The organism is Acinetobacter sp. YH12102 (genome assembly GCF_013419125.1).
Taxonomy (GTDB): domain Bacteria; phylum Pseudomonadota; class Gammaproteobacteria; order Pseudomonadales; family Moraxellaceae; genus Acinetobacter; species Acinetobacter pseudolwoffii.
In genome coordinates this window covers 21,949-42,409 of record NZ_VPAS01000008.1, presented here as the reverse complement: position 1 = coordinate 42,409, position 20,461 = coordinate 21,949, and the positions used below count along the sequence as shown (strand labels likewise).

General features: G+C 45.6%; 16 protein-coding genes and 1 pseudogene. 13 read left to right on the top strand and 4 right to left on the bottom strand.

The annotated features are described in order from the left end of the window. Positions 1–5: 5 nt before the first annotated feature. The 3 genes and pseudogenes from FTU42_RS09095 to FTU42_RS09085 all read left to right on the top strand — a co-directional run bounded on the left by FTU42_RS09095 (position 6) and on the right by FTU42_RS09085 (position 3,776). Positions 6–677 carry a 3-oxoacid CoA-transferase subunit A gene (locus tag FTU42_RS09095; protein ID WP_005170906.1) on the top strand — a complete coding sequence of 224 codons (672 nt, stop codon included), beginning with the start codon at positions 6–8 and terminating at the stop codon, positions 675–677. Beyond that, positions 677–1,057: pseudogene (locus FTU42_RS09090) on the top strand (CoA-transferase); the annotation flags it as partial. The gene FTU42_RS09095 and the pseudogene FTU42_RS09090, both read left to right, overlap by 1 nt. Positions 1,058–1,190: 133 nt before the next feature. Continuing rightward, entirely contained in the window at positions 1,191–3,776 is a 2,586-nt protein-coding gene (locus FTU42_RS09085; RefSeq protein ID WP_180072863.1) for an EAL domain-containing protein, read from the top strand. Positions 3,777–3,800: 24 nt separating this feature from the next. Here the strand turns inward: FTU42_RS09085 and FTU42_RS09080 are convergent, their stop codons facing one another. From FTU42_RS09080 to FTU42_RS09070, 3 genes are all read right to left on the bottom strand, one after another. Continuing rightward, on the bottom strand, positions 3,801–5,000 hold the full coding sequence (locus tag FTU42_RS09080) for an MFS transporter (protein ID WP_005170915.1): 1,200 nt from the start codon (positions 4,998–5,000) through the stop codon (positions 3,801–3,803). Positions 5,001–5,017: 17 nt separating this feature from the next. Then, a complete protein-coding gene (locus tag FTU42_RS09075; protein ID WP_180075431.1) occupies positions 5,018–6,283 on the bottom strand; it encodes a DcaP family trimeric outer membrane transporter in 1,266 nt (421 codons plus the stop codon). Positions 6,284–6,510: 227 nt separating this feature from the next. Next, on the bottom strand, positions 6,511–7,809 hold the full coding sequence (locus FTU42_RS09070) for an MFS transporter (protein WP_005170921.1): 1,299 nt from the start codon (positions 7,807–7,809) through the stop codon (positions 6,511–6,513). Between the two features lie 447 nt (positions 7,810–8,256). On the opposite strand from FTU42_RS09070, the gene FTU42_RS09065 reads away from it, so the two are divergent. The 3 genes from FTU42_RS09065 to FTU42_RS09055 are packed head-to-tail and all read left to right on the top strand — an operon-like array spanning position 8,257 to position 11,790. After that, positions 8,257–9,030: an enoyl-CoA hydratase gene (locus tag FTU42_RS09065; protein WP_005170924.1), complete on the top strand. Its 774-nt coding sequence runs from the start codon at positions 8,257–8,259 to the stop codon at positions 9,028–9,030. 2 nt (positions 9,031–9,032) lie between these two features. After that, complete coding sequence (locus FTU42_RS09060) at positions 9,033–10,553, top strand: 3-hydroxyacyl-CoA dehydrogenase (protein WP_180075434.1); 1,521 nt, start codon at positions 9,033–9,035, stop codon at positions 10,551–10,553. A gap of 25 nt (positions 10,554–10,578) precedes the next feature. Continuing rightward, positions 10,579–11,790, top strand: coding sequence for a 3-oxoadipyl-CoA thiolase (locus tag FTU42_RS09055; protein WP_005170929.1), 1,212 nt, complete (start codon positions 10,579–10,581; stop codon positions 11,788–11,790). A 126-nt stretch (positions 11,791–11,916) separates the two neighbouring features. Here the strand turns inward: FTU42_RS09055 and FTU42_RS09050 are convergent, their stop codons facing one another. Beyond that, on the bottom strand, positions 11,917–12,354 hold the full coding sequence (locus tag FTU42_RS09050) for a PaaI family thioesterase (protein WP_005170934.1): 438 nt from the start codon (positions 12,352–12,354) through the stop codon (positions 11,917–11,919). Between the two features lie 110 nt (positions 12,355–12,464). Between FTU42_RS09050 and FTU42_RS09045 the strand changes: the two genes are divergently transcribed. The 7 genes from FTU42_RS09045 to FTU42_RS09015 all read left to right on the top strand — a co-directional run bounded on the left by FTU42_RS09045 (position 12,465) and on the right by FTU42_RS09015 (position 20,457). Next, complete coding sequence (locus tag FTU42_RS09045) at positions 12,465–13,220, top strand: class II aldolase/adducin family protein (RefSeq protein WP_180075435.1); 756 nt, start codon at positions 12,465–12,467, stop codon at positions 13,218–13,220. Further along, positions 13,217–14,140, top strand: a complete 924-nt coding sequence (locus FTU42_RS09040) for a glyoxylate/hydroxypyruvate reductase A (RefSeq protein ID WP_100328626.1) — start codon at positions 13,217–13,219, stop codon at positions 14,138–14,140. The genes FTU42_RS09045 and FTU42_RS09040 overlap by 4 nt, the downstream gene beginning before the upstream one ends. 35 nt (positions 14,141–14,175) lie before the next feature. Beyond that, the gene (locus FTU42_RS09035; protein WP_180000070.1) at positions 14,176–14,964 is read left to right on the top strand and encodes an enoyl-CoA hydratase-related protein; all 789 of its coding nucleotides are present in this window, start codon (positions 14,176–14,178) and stop codon (positions 14,962–14,964) included. An 11-nt stretch (positions 14,965–14,975) separates the two neighbouring features. Then, positions 14,976–15,956 carry a nitronate monooxygenase family protein gene (locus tag FTU42_RS09030; RefSeq protein ID WP_180083298.1) on the top strand — a complete coding sequence of 327 codons (981 nt, stop codon included), beginning with the start codon at positions 14,976–14,978 and terminating at the stop codon, positions 15,954–15,956. A gap of 211 nt (positions 15,957–16,167) precedes the next feature. After that, the gene (locus FTU42_RS09025) at positions 16,168–17,970 is read left to right on the top strand and encodes an acyl-CoA dehydrogenase C-terminal domain-containing protein (protein ID WP_180083297.1); all 1,803 of its coding nucleotides are present in this window, start codon (positions 16,168–16,170) and stop codon (positions 17,968–17,970) included. A 135-nt stretch (positions 17,971–18,105) separates the two neighbouring features. Continuing rightward, complete coding sequence (locus FTU42_RS09020) at positions 18,106–18,945, top strand: alpha/beta fold hydrolase (protein WP_005170949.1); 840 nt, start codon at positions 18,106–18,108, stop codon at positions 18,943–18,945. Positions 18,946–18,960: 15 nt separating this feature from the next. Next, complete coding sequence (locus FTU42_RS09015; protein WP_005096896.1) at positions 18,961–20,457, top strand: NAD(P)/FAD-dependent oxidoreductase; 1,497 nt, start codon at positions 18,961–18,963, stop codon at positions 20,455–20,457. Positions 20,458–20,461 lie beyond the last annotated feature (4 nt).

Genomic DNA, 20,461 nt, shown 5'->3' with positions numbered 1-20,461 from the left:
GCAATATGATGAATAAAATCACGCAGGATATCGAAACAGTTCTCAAACAGATTCCTGATGGTGCACACATTATGACCAGTGGTTTCGGTCTGGCAGGCCAACCGGTGGAACTGATCGAAGCACTGATTGATCTGGGCCCGAAAGATTTAACCATTATCAATAATAATGCAGCCTCTGGAGATCGTGGACTTACCAATTTACTGTTATCGGGACTGGTCAAAAAAATGATCTGTTCCTTTCCACGCGCCAATAACTCTACTGTATTTGAAGACCTGTACAAGGCTGGAAAAATTGAACTGGAACTGGTTCCGCAGGGCAATCTGGCCTGCCGTATTCAGGCAGCAGGTGCCGGCTTAGGGGCAGTTTTCACGCCGACTGGCTTCGGCACCAAAATTGCAGAAGGCAAAGAAACGCGCCACATTAATGGCAAGGATTATGTGCTGGAATATCCGATTCATGCCGATTATGCCTTGATCTATGCCAATCAGGCAGACCGCTGGGGCAATTTGACCTACCGCAAGGCAGCGCGTAATTTTGGTCCGATCATGGCCAAAGCGGCGACAACCACTATCGCTCAGGTACATCAGATTGTGGAGCTGGGAGATCTTGATCCAGAGATTATCGTAACGCCGGGCATTTTTGTACAGCATGTGGTTCAGGTCGGAGATATCAAATAATGACTATTCAAAAACGTACTCGTGAACAGATTGTGGCAAAAGTCGCGCAAGATATTCCAAGCGGTTCTTTTGTCAATCTGGGCATCGGTTTACCGACCCGTGTGGCAGGTCATTTAAAACCGGAACAGAACGTGATCCTGCACTCTGAAAATGGTGTTTTGGGTTTTGCGGCCTTGAATGATCCTGAACAGGCAGATGATGACCTGATTAATGCCGGCAAGGAACTGGTGAGCATGCTGGAAGGCGGCAGTTTTATGAACTCTGCAGATTCCTTCGATATCATGCGCGGTGGGCATCTGGATATTTGCGTCATGGGGGCCTTTCAAGTGGCGATTAATGGTGATCTGGCCAACTGGCATACCGGTAATGCCGCTGCTGTGTAGAACTTGTCCCATAGTGCTTCCTTCCATTTATCTGAGAATATTGCACCATTAAAATCTGGGACTAAACACCTAATGATTGTTTTAAAAATAAGTCTAGAATATTAGCAAGCTAAGGAAGGTGATATTCTGCATGGATAGTAACTGTGATGAACAAGATATTTTTCATATTTTCAACCTGATTGGCCGCCATACCGAGCTTAAACCTATTCTCGATATCATCAGTCAGTGGCTTGAATCGCGTATTCCAGATGCGTTTGTCACCATCATGCTCTATAAAGAAGACACGCAAACCTTAAGCTTTATCAGTGGTAAACAGCACTTTTCAAAAGAATATTGCAGCGCAATCCAGGATTTAAAAATCGGGCCAGATCAAGGCACTTGCGGTACGGCTGCCTTTTTGCGTCAGCTCGTCATTAGTCCACACTTGATGAAAGATCCCAACTGGAGGTCTTACCGTGCTTTGATCAATGCAGAAAAACTGTCGAGCTGCTGGTCAACACCGATCATTAGCGCATCGGATGTTTTATACGGCACTTTTGCAACTTACTATCGAACGCCTAAAATACCGACAGAGTCTCATATCCGGCTGTTACAGCAAGCTGCGAATTTGGTTGCACTCGCGATCGAGCTTGATCATGAACGGCAGAAAGGACAGGCAATTAATGAAAAGTACTGTTCTTTCTATACCTATCATCCCGATATCATTTTTGAACTGGATTTACAGGGCTATGTGCTTAATACCAACATTGCCTGCCAGGAAATTACAGGTTTTTCCGAGGAGCAAATTCAAAACCAGCATTATTGTGCATTTATACCTACCGAATTCCAGGAACTTGCCAATGTTTCATTTTCAGAAACGCTGCAAGGTAAAGCACAACATTATGAACTTCCGATTTATAACGTTCAGGGAGATATTATCTGGCTGGATTTAACCAATTTGCCGATTATCCAGAACCAGAAAGTTACCGGTGTGATTGGTATTGCACGAGACATTACTTTACGCCGTAAAAATAAGGAAGCTCTACGACTATTAAAGCGTGGGGTCGAGGCAAGTCCAAATGGGATTTTTATCACCGATGTTTCGGAAAAAATGTCGATGGTATATGTCAACCCGGCTTTTCTGAAACTCACCGGTTATACCGAACAGGAAGTTCTGGGACGAAGTTGCTTTTTCCTATATGGAGCGGATACGGCAGCAGATCAGATTTTGTTACTCCAGCAAGCAGTAAAACAACAACAAGAAGCGCAGGTAACCATCAAAAATTATTGTAAGGATGGCAGCTGGTTCTGGAACCGTTTGACCCTTGGCCCGATTTTTGATCAAAACGGAAACTGCACCCATTTTCTGGGGATTCAGGAAGACATTACCCAGCAGCGTATTCATGAAGAATATATCAAGCATCAGCACACCCATGACCATTTAACCGGCTTGCCGAATCAGCATGCTTTCAAGCAGATTCTAGAGCAGGTTTTTGCACAGCGGCACGATAGCGCACAGCCTTTAATCCTGCTGTATATAGATCTGGATGACTTTAAAAATATTAATGATAGTCTGGGACATCTGGTCGGTGACCAGATTCTGAAAAGTGTGGGTGAGCGCTTGCAGGGTTTCGCTCAGGAAAACAATGTGCTATGCCGCTTTGCCGAAGATGAATTTATTTTACTCATGTCAGGTGAGTATGCGCAAAGTGAAGTCGAGGCTATTGCTGAAAAAATGCTGGAGCTGCTGTCCCAGCTTTTTATCGTGGATGAATACAAGATTCATTTAAGTGCCAGTATTGGTATTGTTGCAGATGACAGTTCGATTCAGCATTCTTCTGAGCTGATTTATCAGTCTGTTCTGGCGATGCAGGAAGCCAAAAGACAAGGCCGAAATATCTGGCAATGGTATGAAAAAACCAATATGAAACCTGCACCAGAAATAGATTATGCAAATCTGCGTATGGAACTGATGCAAGCGATCAACCAGAAACAGTTTAATCTTTTCTATCAACCGATTATTAATCCTGCAAATGGTCAGGTGACTGGCGTAGAAGCTCTGATTCGCTGGCAGCACCCGCAGCAGGGTTATATTTCTCCTGCGGTTTTCATTCCGCTTGCAGAACGAACAGGGCAAATTATCGGTGTAGGCCAGTGGGTTCTGGAAAAAGCCTGCGTAGATATTGCTGCATGGAACAAGCAGCACAATCGTCAGATCACCGTATCGGTCAATATTTCTCCGCTCCAATTCCGCAGGGCAGGTTTCCTGCAAATACTTAAACATGTCCTTGCAAGCAGTCAATTGCCTCCGGAACTGCTCAAAATTGAGATTACCGAAGGGGTGATTATTAATGGCGCAGATCGCACCATTGAAATTTTGAAAACGGTACGTGCTTTAGGTGTTCAAGTCGCGATTGATGACTTTGGGACCGGCTATTCAAGCCTGAGTTATCTACGGCGCCTGCCGATCAACCAGATCAAGCTAGATCGGAGTTTTATCGAGGAACTGACACTGGATGATCAGAATGCTGCAATTGTTCAATCCATCATTCATCTGGCCCATCAGCTTGATTTAGATGTTGTGGCTGAAGGTGTGGAAACCTTGAATCAAGCCCAATTACTTTATCAACAAGGCTGTGATTTACTACAAGGCTTTTTTTATGCGAAACCTGCGCCTTTAACTGAATTAAAGCCTCTTTATTTATCCATGGAATCTGATCATCCGCAAAGAAATTAAAAATTCAAGGTGAAAGTACAGTGATTAAGGTCTGGGCTGGATATTCACCAAATTGTGTTTTTGATTCAGGTCATAATAATTAATTACAAACATCAGCAAGGCAAATAGAAAACCGAGTGCTACACAGGCCGGCCAGCCATAGATTTTCCATAAACTTAAAGACAGAAATGCACCAAGCCCGGCACCAGAAAAATAACAGGTCATGTAGATGGCATTAATACGCGAGCGGGCTTGGACTGAAAGCCGATAGACCAGATTCTGGTTGAGTACATGTAAAGATGAAATGCCAAAATAGGCAATCATCAGGCCCAGAATATATAACCATAAACTGCGCTGTGCAAAAGCCAGAGGAATCCAGGCCAAAATCAGTCCAGCTGTCGCGAGCTGTGCCAGCCACTTCTCCCGATGGCGGCCAATCATTTTCCCCGTCCATTGTGAAGACCAGATCCCGATTACCCCCACGACGCCCATCAGACCAATCTGGAAGTCATTAAAATGGTAGGGTGCTTCTGCCAGAATAAAAGTCATGGTGGTAAAAATGATGCTCAGCATTCCAAAACCCAGACCGCCGATAAGACTCCGTCGCATCAACATCGGTTCGGTCTTGGCAAAGGTAAATAAGGAATAATAGATCTGTAAAATGCTCATCTGTAACTGGCTTTTCGCTTTGGGTAACTGATACCACATCGCAATACTTAAAAGTAAAATGGCGCAACCACTTAATAAGTACACGGCATGCCAGGACCATAAGGTAGAAATCATTCCTGATACAGTTCGGGCAAACAGGATACCGACCAGAACACCACTCATCAGCAGACCCACCACTTCGGCACTTTTTTCACGCTGCGATAAATTGGCGGCAAAAGGAATCAGAATCTGGGTGCTAATAGAACAAAATGAGGCAAGCAGGGTAAAGCCATACAGCATCTGCAAATTACTGCTGGCAGACAGTCCGATCAGTGCCAGGCCGGTACAGCACATCAGGCTACAGATATATAAACGCTTTTCAAATAAATCACCCAGAGGCACAAACAAAAACAGACCGGCTGCATAGCCAATCTGAGTCAGGACCACTGTCCAGCCAGACTGCGCCACACTTATATTTAAGTCCTGGGCAATCGAATAAATTAAGGGCTGGTTAAAGTAATTACAACCTGCGCAGAGCGCGCAGGTCATGGCCATCATAAACATGAAACGGCGTGAGGGTTGCCCTTGGGCTGACATCCTTGTCTCCTCAGACTTTAGAAGCGATAGGTCGCTGATAAATTTACCCGTGAAATATCAGCTTCTTTGGCATCAAAGGTTTCGCGTTTACCATGATGATATTCCGCGCCCAGATTGATATTCGGAACTGGAGAATAAATCACATTGGCCACATAGTCGGTTAAGCGTTTATTACTTTCCGGATTTGCTCTTGCATATTCACTTGAGTCATCAAAGTCGACCAGACTGCCGGAAATGCTGCTCCGCCATTTTGGTGTGAACTTATGGGTAAAGCCGATATTCAGACTGTTAAATGAATTCAGTAAAAGTTCATCATTTGCAGTATCAACTGAATAATCGCCACCCCAGGCTGCGCCATCGACGGTCGAGCCCTGAACTAAATAGGCCGCAATCCGCTGATCCCCGACGATATGAAAATAATTGCCCTGAACCGAGTTTTTATCATCAATAAGATAGCGTCCACCAACGCCCACGCCCCAGCCGATTTTATTAATATCACCTGTATCCGTTTGAGCCTGCTTTTCATTGACAAAGCCTTGTGCCAATAAATGTAAGGGACCAGACTGATGCACATATTTGCTGGTGAATGCCGGTAAGGCAGATGAGCGGTCGCCACTTGCCATATATTCCAGGCCAATATTCCAGGTGTTTTCCGGATCAAGTTTGAAAGCATAACTGACTTGAGGCGTACGCAGAACCGAACCGCCGAGCAGTAAACTGTAGTCTACTGCTTCTGTGCTGATTTCAGGGGTAGACATCAGTGACCAGGCCTGACCAAAAGTCCAGTTATAATATTTAAAATGGGCATGACGAATGCGTAATCCGCCATCACCTTTACCATTATTGGTCCAGAAATCAGCTTCTACACGTGCCGATACATTTGGATTGCCGCCAATATCTTTGGCCAGAAAACCAATCCGGCTGGCCGCTAAAGTGAAATCTGAACGTACCGAATCCGGTTCAGTAAAAGGCACTTTATTGATCTGGTTAATGGTACGGCCACGCGTTTCGGTGGTGCTCTTAAAATCTACTGCGCCATCCAGGCGGATCAAGCCATAAACATCGACATTATCAAGCATTGAGCCTAAAGTCTTGGCGTCTGCAGTTTTAGTTTGTTCCTGTTGGGCTTTTAAGGACAACTGGGCTGCTTTTTGTTGTTCCAGCTCAGCCTGAATTTGCTTTAATTGCGTTTCTAAAAACTCGATACGATCAGGAGAAACCTCTGCTGAAAATGCCTGTGCTGATGCGATACTGCAAAGCGTAACTAATACTATTTTTTTCATTTCTTAATCCCTAAAGAAATTTTCAGATGTAAATAAGGAAAGCGCTTTCCTTTTGATTGCCTTAATTTTTAAATTTAAATAAAGGTGATTTTGACTTTCGAAGCATGAATATCGTGCTCGTCAAATGAGCAATACTCTGTTCAGCTAAAAACAGATATTGGCTTGCAAGGTCAAAAAAGATGAAGTGTGAGGAGGGTGGTTTGTTGAGCCGCCCTCCAGGTGGTCAGTTATTCTGCTTTTTGTGGATCGTATAAACGGTCTTTAATAAACAGGGCAGGAATCAGGCCACACAGGAAATAAGCTGCACCCATCACCATCAGGCCGGTTCCGATTGAACCATGCATCGCCAGATAACCGATGGTGATTGGAGCAAAGACAGCACCAATTCGGCCAATGTTAAATGCACCGCCGACAGCAGTACCGCGCACCCCGGTCGGAAAGCTTTCAGTCAAATACGTTGCATTAATGGCATAAGGAATACCGTACAGGAAACCGAAGATCAGCATTAAGACACCAATATTTTCAGGGGTATGCAGATATACCACCACTGGAATAAAAATCGCGGTGCCCATGGTGCCAAAAGCAAATACGATGCGGCGGCCAATTTTATCTGCCACATAGCCGGCAATCACTTTGGCAAAGATCATGGTCAGGAAAGTACCGACCATATAAAGGGCCATTTCCTTGAACTTGATGCCTAATTCAGCTTCCAGATATGTCGGTAACCAGTTACTTACTCCAAAATAACCGAACAGCAGGAAACCGGAACTGAAAGACCACAAGATAAACATTTTGCCATGGGTCTTGTCTTTCAGAATGGTGACATATGGATTGCCTTTTTTGGCATCATTATCCACGATCTGACCAGTACGCTTCATTTCACGGACACGTTTCCATGATTCTGGCTCAGGCACCATAAAGTGCATCAAGACACCCAGTGCCAGTGGTGCAATGGTAATCCAGTACAGCATACGCCAGCCAAACTCGGGAATAATCCAGCCAGACAGCAGGGTAATCACCAGCGAGCCCAAGGTAAAACCGGTCATGAGTGTTGCAAGTACCGTGGTACGATATTTGGTTGGCACATATTCAGACATCAAGGTGTTGCAGGCAATATATAAACAGCCTAAACCCAGACATGAAAGCGTACGCAAAATTGCAAATTCAGTATAAGACTGGGCAAAACCTGAATAGGCAGACAGTAGGGAGAAGGTGATGGTTGCCAGTACAATCACACGAACCCGTCCAAATCGATCACAGGCCCATCCACCGACAAACCCGCCAATCCCCATACCCAATAAAGACCAGCTGCCTAAAGCACCCGCCTGCATCGAGCTTAAACCCCATTCTGCTTTTAAACTAGTCAGGCTGAAAGCCAAAATACCAATATCCGCACCGTCACACAGCAAGATCAGGAAAGCAAAGATAAAAGCTGTAATCCACAGGCGTTTTGGTGCCTGTTTAATGGTGTCCTCGGAAGAGACAGGTGTTTTATTGTCTCCTGTGACGATCGTGTCGCTTGTCATTCTTATATCCTCTATTTATTAAAAACAGCATTCCTATGCTGCCACTACATCCATTTTATTCCTCACGGAAACGTATTTTCCTTGATCTAAGGAGATTGCTTCTGTTTGCCTGAGCCGTATCCACCATCCGGCTGCAGTGATTTTTTCAATTTCCAGGCTGAAAAATCAGCATTTACTGAGGATTTATGTTTCACAAATCAATATTTAGTTTTGCTCTGTGGTTATTTTTTACTTAAATAAACAACCAAATTACATTTAAAATATTTAATTCCGTATTGCGAAATCAATTAATCATAAAATTACTAGCCAAACAAGAGTTTTTACTCTATTTTTAGTAAAAAACAACTTATTAGAGTTTATGGACTAAAAAAACTTGATTTAATGACCTAAAAATCATATGTTTTATACAAAATAAAGTTTCGCTATACAAAATAAATGGAGATTATAATGGAACAGGTCGTTCAAATAGAGCAAATCTCGACGCATGTGGCGATGGTTAAAATTCATCGGCCTGAAGCAAAAAATGCCTTGAATACAGAAGTACGTCAGAAACTTGCTGCTGCTTTTCTACAGCTCAATGATGATGAAAATATCCGTGCCATTATTCTCACTGGGGGCGAAACAGACTTTGCCGCAGGGGCCGACCTGAAAGAATTAGCGACTGCTGAAACTATCCAGATGATGCAGCGCCGTACTGAACGTTACTGGCAGGCTATTGCCCAGTGTTCAAAACCGGTGATTGCCGCTGTAAACGGATATGCACTGGGGGGTGGCTGTGAACTGGCAATGCATGCTGACATTATTATTGCCGGAAAAAGTGCCCAGTTCGGTCAACCGGAAGTGAAAGTTGGCGTGATGCCGGGTGCAGGTGGCACTCAACGTTTATTCCGTGCAGTGGGTAAATTTCATGCCATGCGCATCATCATGACCGGTTGTCTGGTACCTGCGCCGGAAGCTTATCAAATTGGCCTGGTCTCTCAAGTGACCGAGGACAATGAAACCCTTGCCACTGCCATCAAGATGGCCGAAGGTCTGGCAAAATTACCGCCAATTGCCTTGGAGCAAATCAAGGAAGTGGCATTACTGGCCGAAGATGTGCCGCTCAATGCCGGACTTAGCCTGGAACGTAAGTCTTTCCAGATGCTGTTTTCTTCAGAAGACCAGAAAGAAGGCATGCAGGCCTTTATTGAAAAACGTAAACCGAATTATCAGGGACGATAAGCATGAGCATTCAAATTCAGAAAATCGGTATTATTGGTGTCGGCACCATGGGTGCAGGCATTGCCCAGATTGCCATTCAGTCTGGGCATGATGTGGTGTTATTTGATGCCAAAGCCGGTGCAGCCGAACAGGCGCAGGAAAAACTGGCTAAAACACTGAATACACTGGCCGATAAAGGCAAGTTTAGCCACGAAAAAGCAGCTGAAGATATTGCCCATTTATCAATCGCGCAGCAGCTAGAAGACTTGAAAGATTGTGATCTGATTGTTGAAGCGATTATCGAAAATCTGGAAATCAAGCAAAAGCTGATGCAGCAACTGGAAGCGCTTGTAAAACCGGAAGCCATTCTGGCATCGAATACCTCTTCATTATCGATCAGTGCCATTGCTGCCAATTGCAGTCAGCCGGAACGTGTGGCCGGCTATCATTTTTTTAATCCGGTACCACTGATGAAAGTGGTGGAAGTGATTGAAGGCTTCAATACCCGCGCTGATATTGTGCAAGCCTTGACTCAATTATCTACCAAGATGGGACATCGCCCGGTCAAAGCCAAAGATACCCCAGGATTTATCATTAACCATGCCGGTCGGGCCTTTGGCAGTGAAGCCTATGCCATTCTGAATGAAAATGTCACGCCATTTTATGAGATTGACCGGATTTACCGCGATGGGATCGGTTTTAAAATGGGACCTTTTGAGCTAGGCGATCTGACCGGTATGGATGTATCGCATCCGGTGAGTGAATCGATTTATCACCAGTATTATGAAGAAGCACGTTACCGTCCAAGTGTGATTACCCGTCAACGCTTTATTGCCAAACAGCTCGGTCGTAAAACCGGTAAAGGCTTCTATGATTACACTTCAGGTAGCAAAGTAGGTGATGTGGCTCCAACACTGGTTGAAAAGCTCGATCACTATCCAGCAGTCTGGCTAGGCACAGAATATAGTGAAGATCGTCAGGCGCTTGAGCAGTATCTGCAACAGTTCAATATTCAGATCGAACAAACTGAAACACCTTCGGCAGATGCCTTAATCTTAATTGCCACTTATGGTGAAGATGCAACTTCAGCCGCTGTCCGTTATCAGGTGACACCTCAGCAAGTGGTCTGCATCGACCTGCTCTATGGTCTGAATAAACATCGCACTTTAATGCCAACTCTTGTGACCAAGCCTGAACTGACTCATGCCGCACAATCGATTTTTAATCTGGATGGCGTGACTGCGAGCACAATTCAGGAAAGTGTCGGCTTTGTGGCGCAGCGTGCTTTGGCGATGATTGTGAACCTTGGTTGTGATATTGCCCAGCAAGGCGTAGCTACGGTAGAAGACATTAACATTGCCGTGAAATTAGGCCTCGGTTATCCGCATGGCCCAATTGAATGGGGTGATGTATTGAGTGCTGAAAAAATCCTGAAAATTCTGGATCGCATGACCGCGATTACCCGTGACCAGCGCTACCGTCCAAGTCCTTGGCTGCGTCGCCGTGTTCAGCTCGGTTTAGCACTTGTCCATAGCACACATTAATTAAAAAGTTAAAGGAATAACATTCATGTTAAATGCATATATCTATGATGGGTTACGTTCACCAATTGGTCGCCATGCAGGAAGTCTGGCAAGTGTCCGTCCAGATGATCTGGCAGCAACCGTAATTAGAAATCTGCTGGAAAAAACCGGTATTCCGGCAGCAGATGTAGAAGATGTCATCTTTGGCAGCACCAATCAGGCCGGTGAAGATAGCCGTAATGTGGCACGTTTTGCAGCATTGTTAGCCGGTATGCCGGTCACTGTGCCCGGACAGACCATCAACCGTCTATGTGCTTCGGGTCTAGGGGCAGTGATTGATTCGGCGCGCGCGATTACCGCAGGCGAAGGTGAGCTGTATATTGCCGGTGGTGTAGAAAGCATGTCACGTGCGCCTTTTGTGATGGGTAAAGCAGAAAGCGCGTATTCACGTGAGGCCAAAATTTATGATACGACCATTGGTACCCGTTTTCCGAACCGTAAATTCACTGAACAGTTTGGCGCACACAGCATGCCGGAAACTGGTGATAATGTGGCTGAAGAATTTGGTATTTCACGTGAACAGGCAGATACTTTCGCCGCTGCATCACAGGCAAAATATCAGGCAGCAAAAGAAGCAGGTTTCTTTGCAGGTGAAATTACTCCAATTGAAGTTTCTCAAGGACGAAAATTGCCGCCTAAACAGGTCACTGAAGATGAGCATCCACGTGCTTCTTCAACATTTGAAGCATTATCCAAGTTAAAACCGCTATTTGAAGGTGGGGTGGTGACTGCGGGGAATGCATCAGGTATCAATGACGGCGCTGCAGCACTGATGATCGGCAGTGAAAAAGTTCAGGAACAGTACGGCTTAAAACCTCTGGCGCGGATCCTGTCTTCAGCCGCGGCTGGGATTGAGCCACGCATCATGGGTGCAGGTCCAATTGAAGCAATCAAAAAAGCCGTAAAACGTGCAGGCTTAACGCTGGACGATATGGACATTATCGAGATCAATGAAGCATTTGCCAGTCAGGTATTGTCTTGCCTGAAAGGTCTGGATGTTGCTTTTGATGATCCGCGTGTCAACCCAAATGGTGGCGGAATTGCGATTGGCCATCCACTGGGCTGTTCGGGTGCGCGTTTGGCTTTAACCGTTGCGCGTCAGTTACAGCGTACCGGTAAAAAATATGCCGTGATCAGCCTGTGTATTGGTCTGGGTCAAGGCTTGGCAATGGTGATTGAAAACCCTGAAGCAGCTTAACCGCTTGAGTTATCACCTTCATGCCATGTATAGATGATATGCATGGCATTTTTTATTGCGCTATTTATATAGATAGAGAAATAAAAATCCCTGCACATGCAGGGAATGTTTAAATCAGTTCAAAGACTATTTGCGTCCAGTCACCAATAAAGTCGCTGAACCAAAGGCATAAACTTTACCTTCTTTATCGACAATCCGGCCTTCTGAAGTGAGTACATTACGTCCGATCCGGATGACTTCACCAATGGCAGTATAGGTTTCACCACTTTTCATGGCTTTCAGCATTTTCACATTCAGATCGATGGTCGAAAAACTTACCCCGGCATCAACCGTCGTATGCACGGCAGCACCGGTCGCACTGTCTAAAACCGTTGCACAAAAACCGCCATGAATCCCACCTTGTAAATTGTAATGGCGCTGATCGGGGCGTACTTCATATTCCACATAGTTCTCACGCACCAACGTTAGACGCATGGGAATAATTTCACTCATGGCTGAACTGGAAATTTCCCCATTCTTGATGGCAGTGAGATATTCAAGTCCGTTTAATTGTGATGTTGGCATAGCAACTCCTTGTAATGATTTATTTCGCCTTATGAAATAATATTCTGTTTTTCTAAAATTATGATATAACAGATAGTGATCAAAATGCTATATTTTTCCAGGATGGAATCATGACAATAAAAACTCTGGTTACAGATGCTGAATGGCAGGCACGTTGTGAGCTTGTAGCGCTTTATCGCATTATTGCGCATTACCGGATGACCGACCTGATTGATACCCATATCAGTTTAAGAGTGCCCGATCAGCCAGACTGCTTTCTGATTAATCAGTATGGCGTCGCTTTTGAAAAAATGCGTGCCTCAACGCTGGTCAAGATCAATCATGCAGGACAGGTCGTAGAAAGCTATGAACAGGACAAGCCGGTGAATATGGCTGGCTTCGTGATCCACTCCGCAATTCACGAAGCACATCCTCATCTGAATTGCGTCATTCATACACATACCGCAGATGGGATAGCCGTTTCTGCCCAGAAACATGGACTTCTGCCAATTTCCCAGCATGCGCTGAAATTTTATCAGCAGTTGGCCTATCACGAGTATGAAGGCGTGGCACTGTCAACAGATGAGCAGGAACGCCTGATTGAGGATTTAGCTGGTCATCGTGCCATGATTTTACGTAATCATGGCCTATTAACGGCTGGCGAAACCATTGCACGGGCTTTTCATGAAATTTATTTTCTGGAGCGCGCCTGTCAGGTACAGGTCAAGGCTTTAAGTGGCGGTGCTGAATTACATTATCCAAGTGAAGACGTGCGGATTAAAACCGCCAAACAGTTCGCCAGTCCGTTGGTAGAACCGATTTTACAGCGTGCCTGGCAGGCTGCTTTATCCCTGATTGAGCATCAATATACGGAGTATGCATCATGATTGTGATTTCCAGTACTGTGCCGAACATTGAAGCCATTCTGGTCAAGTCTTTTCAGAAATATGCCCCTGAGGACAGTTTTTGTACAGTGGACAGCCCGGAAGCAGAGCAGGCGACCACGGCCGCCTGCTGGTTTCCAGATCTGGAGAAATTGCAGCAGCTTCCAAAACTTGGCCTGATCCATTCGATTGCGGCCGGGGTCGAGCATTTAAACTTGAATGAGATACGACCGGATCAAGCCGTGTGCCGGGTACTCGATCCGCATCATCAAAAAGGCATGTTTGATTATCTGCTTTGGGGTGTGCTGTATTTTCAGCGTTATTTTGACCGCATGATTCAGCAACAAAAGCAGCAGCTATGGAAGCAGTATCGTCAGAGTTATAGCCAGCATATCCAGATCGGAATTATGGGCCTTGGGCATATGGGGGCTTATGTAGCAGAACGTTTTGCCGACATGGGCTATCAGGTCTCGGGCTGGGCCAATTCCCCGAAAGAGATTAAACAGGTTAAAAGCTATGTCGGTTCAGAACAGTTGTCCGATTTCCTGGCTCAAAGCCAGATCCTGATTAACCTGTTGCCACTTACAGAAGAGAATACCGGCATTCTATCTACTGAATTATTCCAGCAACTCCCTGAACAGGCAGCTCTCATTCAGGTCGGGAGAGGCCAGCATTTAATCGAACAGGATTTATTGAAGGTGCTGGATTCAGGTCATCTACGAGGTGCAATTGTCGATGTGTTTGAACAGGAGCCACTGCCTGCCGAGCATCCATTCTGGCAGCATGAAAAAATTATCGTAACCCCACATGTGGCCTCACATGCGCCGATGTCGGTAGTGGTGGAACAGATTCTGGAGAATGACCGCCGTTTCAAGCAGGGTCTGGAGTTGTGTCATCAGGTAGATGTCAACAAAGGTTATTAATTGTAGGGATACAGATAAAAATAAGGAGATTGCGAATGTGGGATACGATTCAAACTCAGGTTCAGCAAGGCATCGCGACTTTAAGCTTTAACCGCCCGGAGTCACTTAACAGTTTTAACCGGAAAATGCATGAGGAAGTGCAGCAGGTGCTGAAAAGCTGGAATACAGATCCGGATATACGGGTGATTGTGATTCGTGGCAATGGTCGGGCCTTTTCAGCGGGACAGAACTTAAAAGAACGTGCCGGACAGCTCGGCAAGGTGCCTTTGCCACCACAAGGTTCGCTGGCCAAATATTATAATCCCTTGATTAAGCTGATCCGTGAGAGTCCCAAACCGGTGATTGCAGCAGTAAATGGAGTTGCTGCCGGTGCAGGTGCCAATATCGCGCTGGCCTGTGATCTGGTCATTGCCAAGGAAAGTGCCCGATTTATTCAGGCCTTTTCCAAAATCGGCTTGATTCCCGATGCTGGTGGCACCTGGATGTTGCCACATTTAATCGGTTATGCACGTGCCATGGCACTGACTTTACTCGGTGAACCCTTACATGCCAAAGAGGCTGCCGAAATGGGCATGATCTGGAAAATGCTTCCAGATACAGAATTTGATGTTTATATCGACGACATTACACAGCGACTGGCACAACAGCCGACTTATGCACTGGCTTTAACCAAACAGGCCTTGCAACGCAGTGCTGAAAATACCATCGACCAGCAACTGGAGCTGGAACAAAACCTGCAATATCTGGCGCTAAACAGTCAGGATTATAAAGAAGGCGTCCAGGCTTTTTTCGAAAAACGCCCTGCACAATTTACCGGATGCTAAGGAGAGCTTGCATGAACATTCAGACCCGTATAACCGAGCTTTTAGGGATTCGCTATCCGATTATTCAGGGTGGCATGATGTGGGTCGGTACAGCGGAAATGGCCAGTGCTGTATCTAATGCTGGCGGCTTGGGAACATTAACGGCACTAACGCAACCAACGCCAGAAGCACTGGTCAAGGAAATTGCACGTTGCCGTGACATGACTGATCAGCCTTTTGCGGTGAATCTGACTTTATTACCCGCTGTGAATCCGCCGCCGTATGCCGAATATCGACAGGCCATTATTGAAAGCGGTATCAAGATCGTAGAAACAGCAGGCAATAAGCCACACGAACATATTGAGGCATTTAAACAGCATGGCATCATTGTGATTCATAAATGTACCTCGGTTCGTCATGCACTTTCAGCGCAAAGAATCGGTGCGGACGTGATCTCGATTGACGGTTTTGAATGTGCCGGGCATCCGGGTGAAGATGATATTCCTGGCCTGATCCTGATTCCTGCGGCAGCAGATCAGCTTACTGTACCGATTGTGGCCAGTGGCGGTTTTGCTGATGGTCGTGGTCTGGTCGCAGCATTGGCTTTGGGTGCAGAAGGCATCAATATGGGCACACGCTTTTGTGCGACTCAGGAAGCGCCAATCCATCTGAACATCAAACAGTTTTATGTCGACAATGATGAAAGGGCGACACATCTACTGTATCGGCAGTTTAGAAATACTGCGCGTGTTGCCAAAAATGCAGTATCTGAGCTGGTGGTGAAAATGAGTGAAGATCCAGGTCTGGAGTTTGAACAGATTCGTCCCTATGTCAGTGGTTTAAAAGGCAAGCTTGCGCTGGAAAATGGCGATGTAGATGCGGGCGTACTGACCGCTGGACAGGTGATGGGATTGATTCATGATATTCCGACCTGTCAGGCGCTGATTGACAATATCATGCAGGATGCCGAGCAGATTATTTATCAACGTTTGGCTCAATTTTTCCCGCGCTAGATCATCTAAGCGTTATCACTCAATAAAAAGCCATTCAAGCATGAATGGCTTTTTTTCATGTTGAATATTTTTATTTTTTAAATAGGAAATTTCACAGAATGACTAGATTTTATACTGGGACTTATATTATATTGGATTTAAAACATAATTTCGTATTATGAAATTTTAAGTCATAAATATACAAATTAAAAACTCATGCAAGGGAATTACGATGAGAAATTATATTGCGCCATTAAAAGACATGACGTTTGTGCTGAAAGACTTGCTCAATGTGGAACAGAAATATCAGGGATATACCAGGTTCGCAGACAAAGTATCGATGGATATTATGGAGCAATATCTGGAAGTCGCTGCCGATTTTTGCCAAAACGAACTGCTACCGATTAATGCCACAGGCGATCAGCAGGGTTGCCGTTTACAAGATGGCGTGGTAACCACACCAGATGGTTTTAAAGCGGCTTATGATAAATATGTGGAACTTGGCTTTACCTCATTAACCGGTGATGAAAAATATGGCGGCCAAGGCTTCCCGACTTTATACCGTATCGCGATTTCAGAAATTATTACCGCGACCAACTGGTCTTGGGGCATGTATCCGGGCCTATCACACGGTGCTATGCGCACTCTGGAACACCACGGAAGCGATGAGCAAAAACAGAAATTTCTGGTGCCTTTAATTGCCGGCCGCTGGACTGGAACCATGTGTTTAACCGAATCGCATGCTGGTTCAGATCTGGGATTAATCCGTACCAAAGCAGTGCCAAATGAAGATGGCAGTTATAGCATCAGCGGTGAGAAAATCTTTATATCTGCCGGTGAACATGACCTGGCTGAAAATATTGTGCATATCGTACTGGCACGTTTACCCGATGCGCCTGCCGGTACCAAAGGTATTTCGCTGTTTATCGTGCCGAAATACAATTTGGATGAAGCGGGCAATGTGGCTTCGCGTAATGGCGTGGTCTGCAGCGCGCTTGAACACAAAATGGGGATTCACGGGAATGCGACTTGTGTACTGAATTTTGACAATGCCAAAGGTTTTCTGATCGGGCCTGAAAACCGCGGCCTGAACTGCATGTTTACCTTTATGAACTCGGCGCGTATTGGTACAGCGATTCAGGGTCTGGCAGCAGCAGAATCTTCTTATCAGGGCGCATTGGCTTATGCCAAAGACCGTCTGGCCATGCGTTCTTTGGAAGGTGCCAAGGCGCCCAACCAGCCAGCAGATCCAATTATTGTGCATCCGGCTGTACGTAACATGCTGCTGACTCAAAAGGTATTTGCAGAAGGTTCACGTGCGCTGGCCTATTATCTGGCGACCTATGCCGATATTGCTGAAGCAACCGATAATCCCGATGAGAAAAAAGCAGCTGAAGACTGTCTGGCATTACTCACCCCAATTGCCAAAGCACTCATGACTGAAACAGGCGTGGAAGCGGCGAAGCATGGTATGCAGGTCTTCGGTGGTCACGGTTATATTACCGAGCATGGCATGGAGCAGATTGCCCGTGATGCACGTATTGCCAGCCTTTATGAAGGCACCACTGAAATTCAGTCGATTGATTTATTGGCGCGTAAAGTTCTGGGTTCAAAGCTTGGCTTGCTGACTGCATTGACCGATGAGATTCAGGCTTATGTGAAAGATCATCAGCAACATGCCCAATTAAGCCAGCAAGTTGCACAAGTCAGCCAGCTAACCGAACAGTGGCTGGAGCTCACCAAAACCATTCAGACTCAGGCACAACAGTCTGTCAATGAAATTGGTGCGGCCTCAGTCGATTATTTATATTTCTCCGGTTATGTGGTGTCGGCTTATTTATGGCTAAAAATGGCGATTACGGCACAGCAGAAAATTGAACAAGGTCATACCGATCCGTTCTATGCAGCAAAAATCAAAACTGCACAATTCTTCTTTGCACGGATTTTACCAAGAACTGCAACGCATACTGCCAATATTCTAGCGGGTGGTGAAAGCCTGTTCCTGCTTGAAGCTGAAGAGTTCAAATTCGATTAAACCTTTTGACCCACGATCGCCTCTCTTGATCGTGGGTCTTTTTTTAATAACCCGTTTTGCATCTCAACTGTATTCAATATCAGTTTTTTTCTCTGCGGTTGAACAGACTATAAAACAACAAGATCAGGAGTCTATATGGATTTAGACGTGATTACTCGACAGTTTCCTTATGCTGATTTGCAACTTAACTATCACGAAGTCGGACAGCGTTCTGCATTTCCCAGCATTATTCTGATTCATGGCACAGGTGGAAATACCGACAAGCATTTTAGTTATATTTTTCCGATGCTGGGCATGCATCAGCGGGTGTTATCAATTGATTTGCACACACCTGATAAAGCTGATCTGGCGATTAGCGATTTCAGCCAGCAGGTCGAAGCACTGATTCAGCATGCAGTTGCAGAAGATGAAACTATTACAGTCGTAGGTTATTCACTCGGTGCCGTGATTGCTGCACAAGTCGCCGCGAGTCTCAAACAGCGCGTAGCGCGCTTGATTCTGTTAGCCGGTTGGGCAAAGACCAGCTCGGTGCAGCAACTGCGGACAAGCATCTGGCAACAGTTATTTAATGAACAATCCGCTGCCTTGCCGCATTTTGTCAATTATTGCCTGTATAGCGATGATTATCTATGTGCCCGTAGCGAACAACAGGTGCTTGATCTGGCACGCTTTGTTAAACCTTCCCAAGATGCAGCCAAACAACGTGAACTGAATTATCGCATTGATATTACCTCGATCTTGCCGGACATTTGTGCGGAGACCTTAATCGTCGCTTGCCATGAAGACCGCATGATACCTCTGGCTCAAGCAAAGCTGCTGTTTGCCTCAATACAGGACAGTCGTTATATCGAAATTGCGTCGGGACACGCACTGTATATCGAAGCGCCTGCAGAAGTGCTGCAACTGGTGAACCAGTTTAGCCAGCATCCACAGCAGTATCCGGCAAATCAAAAAATCCAGCCGTCGATGCCTTAAAATAGGAGAAAAATAATGCAAGCTCCAGTACAGCGCAGCAAGATTTTAATCGTAGGCAGCGGTTTCGGTGGTTTGGGCATGGCAATCCGTCTGAAACAGCAGGGCATTCACGACTTTAAAATCATTGAACGTGCCGCAGAAGTCGGTGGAACATGGCGTGATAATACCTATCCCGGTGTCGCCTGTGATGTGCCATCTCATTTATATTCTTTTTCTTTTATTAAAAATCCGGACTGGTCGCGTGTCTTTCCGCAAGGGGCAGAAATTCAGCGTTATTTAATCCAGTGCTGTGATCAGGAAAATATCCGGCCACATATCGACTTTCAAACTCAACTGGAAAAAGCTAGCTGGAATGCCAAAGCACGTATCTGGGAAATTCAGACTTCTCAAGGTCTGTATCAGGCAGAAATTTTAATCACAGCAACCGGACATCTTGCGGATGAACATCTCCCGCAAATTCCGGGTCTGGCAGAATTTCAGGGCCAAGTGATGCATTCCGCGCGCTGGAATCATCAGCTGAATCTGGATAATCAGCGCGTGGTTGTGGTCGGTTCTGGAGCTTCAGCAGTTCAGCTTGTGCCGGAAATTGCCAAAATGGCCAAAAGCCTGACCGTCTTGCAACGTAGTGCGCCATATATATTACCGCGGCCAGACCGGGCTTATTCTGAGTCAGAAAAACAGCTTTTCCGCAAAGATCCGGACAGTATGTCAGCACTCAGACACTCGTTGTTCTGGGGCAATGAATACAATTTTGCCCAGCGTCGTAATCTGAAAAGCCAGATCGAGCGGGTCAAGAAAAATTGTCTGCAATTTTTAAAACATCAGATTTCAGACCCTGAGTTACAGCATAAACTCACTCCGCATTATGAGCCGGGTTGCAAGCGCTTATTGCTCTCTAATGATTATTATCCAACCTTTTTAAAAGCGCATGTCACGCTTGAAGACTCGGCCTTGGCAGAAGTAAGCCAAGATGGCGTAATAAGCAAATCCGGCCATGAATTTCCTGCAGATATCATTGTATTTGCCACTGGGTTTGAAGCAGCACGTCCACCTTATGCGGCAAAGGTCGTCGGTAAACATGGCCTAAGTCTGGAACAACAATGGTCTAGCGGCATGCAGGGCTATCAGTCAACGACCGTACATAATTTTCCAAACCTGTTCATCCTGAATGGACCCAATACCGGCAGTGGTCATAATTCAGCGCTTTATTTTCTGGAAACCCAATTTGATCTGGTGCTGGATGCCTTGCAATTTTTTGAGCTGAATCAGATTCAGGTTTTCGAGGCTGATCAGCATGCTGAAAATAGTTATATGCAGGAGCTGCAGCAACTGTCTCAAGGCAGTGTCTGGCTATCGGAAAGCTGTAAAAGCTGGTATCTGGATCCGGTCAGCCGCAAGTTGACTCTGGTCTGGCCAGATTATGCGCATTCATTCAGAAATAAAAATCAGCATTTTATTCGTAGCGGTTATCACTACCAGTATCTGGAGCAAATGCAGCAAAAACTGGTGTAAAAGC